The organism is Capnocytophaga periodontitidis (assembly GCF_016126015.1).
Lineage (GTDB): Bacteria > Bacteroidota > Bacteroidia > Flavobacteriales > Flavobacteriaceae > Capnocytophaga > Capnocytophaga periodontitidis.
The window spans coordinates 1-2,131 of record NZ_JAEFDB010000033.1; the positions used below are offsets into that span (position 1 = coordinate 1).

The following is a 2,131-nucleotide window of genomic DNA, read 5'->3' on the forward strand; positions in this document are numbered from 1 at the left end:
TGGGGCATTTATCACGTTGATAGTGTTTGTCTTCTCACAACCATTAGCATCTCGTACGTATACTGTATATGTACCCGTTTGACTCACTGTAAAAACTGGTGTGTTTTGATAACCATACAATACCGTAGTCCCTTTTCTCAACGAGAATTGCTTAGTACCTGTACCACCGGTAGCTGTAGCTGTAATGCTTGTCGTTCCATTACAACCTATGATAACATCATCGGGAGTGATGAGAACTAAATTAGGTGGATTAGTAATGGTGAATGTACGGGTTACCTCGCAAGTAGGGTCATTAGGTAAATAACGGAATTTTACAGTATGAGTTCCCGCTGGAATATTGTTCCACACAATATCAAGTGAGTTAGAAGGCGCAAAAGCACTTCCATCTTTACTTGTGTAAGAAACACTTAAATGTGCATTTTTGAGAGAAACTTTATAGGTACCTCCCTCTCCATTACATTTAGGTTGAATAATTTTCTCAGTATTTGGAATTATACCAAATGCTTTGTCGTTATCTATATTTACTGTGAGGGTATGGGTAAAACCACAAGACTCAGGTTCTTGGTAGAGGTAAATATCGTCCATAGCCAAGTCGTTACCATTAGTTTCCAAACTATGTGAACGGATGACTGCTATGAGCTCGGTATTGTTACCTGGGTTAAGCGGGCGTTCAAATACAGTCCAATTATTACGATCTTTTGCTCCTCTAATACGAGGATTGATACGTACAGAAACAAGAGGTGTATTGCTATTAATAGCTGCTTGATTAGCATACAATTCTATAGAAAGGTCGGGGGCACCACTTGGATAACGCCAATCGTTGAATCCTAATAGGTTCATCAGTGCTACCGAGAATTTTATCTCTTTGTTAGCAATAATGTCCTTCATAGGTCGCTGATAAAGAATTGCTCCCTCGTGTCCTAATACATTACCAATGTTCACCAAGAACACACGCCCTTGAGGTAACCCTGAGTGATCGGTAGGTGCCCACCAAGCAGGGTTATTAGGATTTAGAGCTTGTGAGACAACATATTCACCATCGGCAAGACCAGTGCCTTCACGGTTGTATCCTGCCCAAGGAGTACCATAACCATTCTTAGGCATAGAACCATCTTGTAACTCTAAATAATAAGCCTTGTTGATATATTCATTACCTCCGTTACGCCCTGTACCAAAGTCTTCCAAGAAGAGTACATTTTTGCTTGGAGGATTGGCATCAGCATATTTGATAGTAATGGTATGTGTACCTGGTGTAAGATTTGAAAAGACATTGCTACCCGCAGGAAGACCATCTATTTGATAGGTATAAGTATAGGTACTTTTGTTGTTACCAAGTGTAACTATTCCATTTCCTAAACAGTCATAAGTAATAGAAGGGGTGAAAATAGGTTCTGTAATTTTATTAGGAACAACAACCTTTAAATTAGTACGTGTACAACCTATCTTATCACGTACTGATAGGTTATAAGTCCCCGGTAGCAACCAACGTTGGTGAGTGGTTGTCCATACTCCATCACCAAAGTTATACTCATAAGGTTTTACACCTCCTTGTACATTAGAGAAACGCACCAAAGCTTTATCTTCATTAGCTCCTGTACCGCAACCTATTAATTTTTCTACTCCTGCAGAGGCAATGAGGTTACCACCAATAGCATTACCCATTGTGCGTGTAGAAGATATAGTACAAGAAGCTGTGCTACCATACTTATAACGCAAGGTAGGGGTATAAGTTTTACCTGGCACAAGATTGACAAATTCACGACCTGATTGGAAAGAAATTCCATCTACACTATATTCATAGGTATAGGTTACGGTGCTCTGAGGCTCACTGAAAGTAATTTTAGCTTTTGCTCCACAATCAATAAGGGCATCGGTAACTGTGAAAGTAGGTGCAGGTAAGGTTTGTATAGACTTTGTTGTTTGTGTTGAACAACCATTAGCATCTACTACTGTAAAGTTATAGGTACCTGCTGATGTTACTTCAAAATCATAATAATCACCTGTGAAATTATTAAAATAAGTTACCCCATCACGTGTAAACTGATAAGTAGCACCTTTAGTACCACCACTTGCTGTTACACGTATTACTCCGGTTCCACACATTATAGGTGATAATACCGTAGCAGTGGCC

1 pseudogene is annotated in these 2,131 nt (G+C 39.5%); it reads right to left on the minus strand.

Going from position 1 to position 2,131, the window contains the following annotated elements:
- Positions 1–2,103: pseudogene (locus tag I7X29_RS15155) on the minus strand (hypothetical protein); the annotation flags it as partial.
- Positions 2,104–2,131: the final 28 nt, after the last annotated feature.